This window comes from Xanthomonas populi (assembly GCF_002940065.1).
In the GTDB taxonomy this organism is placed as follows: domain Bacteria; phylum Pseudomonadota; class Gammaproteobacteria; order Xanthomonadales; family Xanthomonadaceae; genus Xanthomonas; species Xanthomonas populi.
On record NZ_MDEJ01000308.1, the window covers coordinates 1 to 707 of the forward strand.

Here is a 707-nt window from a genome sequence, read left to right on the forward strand (position 1 = left end):
ATCGCTGATTTTTTGAAGGTATGGTCATCATCCAGTGCGTGTCACCACGGCTACGACTTGGTTGTTCGAGGTGCCCTTAGTGCGTCATCTTGTAGAGGAAGGCTTACCCCTCGGCGGACTTTGGTATGGCGACTACTTGGATACAAAATAAGTATGCATATCGAAGTCCTTGTGGAAGACAGTTCCGGAGCCAAGGTTGTTAACATGATTCTGCCTGCCGTCATTGGGCCGCGTGGAGAGCCGCATACGTGGCGCATCCACCCCTACAAGGGGATCGGACGACTACCAGCCGGCCTTTCTACTACTGCATACCCTGCAAAGCGCGCATTATTGAACAAGCTTCCCAGACTCCTCAGCGGGTACGGCAGGACGCCAGGCGTAGACGCAGTAGTTGTTGTCTTAGATAGTGATCGACGCGACTGCGCTACTTTCCTGGCCGATTTGAAAGCCGTGCTGCAGCAGTGCAATCCGGCGCCGAAGACTCTTTTTCGCCTCGCAATCGAGGAGATGGGATCCTGGTTTTTGGGTGACAAACAAGCCGTCCTCGCTGCATATCCAAAAGCAAAAAAAGAAATACTTTCAGGCTACCAGCAGGACAGCATCTGTGGAACCTGGGACTGAGGTTTACCCACGTTTTCCCGAGATAGATCAGCTGGTTGCACCCGGATCGTGTAGAAACAAGTGCGCGCATGGCGCAGTCTTCAAGG

Annotated in this window: 1 protein-coding gene; it reads left to right on the forward strand. The window is 53.0% G+C overall.

Annotated features, from left to right (window positions below; all coding sequences use genetic code 11):
• The first annotated feature begins 153 nt into the window (after positions 1-153).
• Positions 154-621 carry a DUF4276 family protein gene (locus XpopCFBP1817_RS21030; RefSeq protein WP_244171300.1) on the forward strand — a complete coding sequence of 156 codons (468 nt, stop codon included), beginning with the start codon at positions 154-156 and terminating at the stop codon, positions 619-621.
• Positions 622-707: the final 86 nt, after the last annotated feature.

Coding starts and splice junctions, on each gene's coding strand:
- XpopCFBP1817_RS21030 (WP_244171300.1), top strand. CDS start 154: ATGCATATCGAAGTCCTTGTGGAAGACAGTTCCGGAGCCAAGGTTGTT.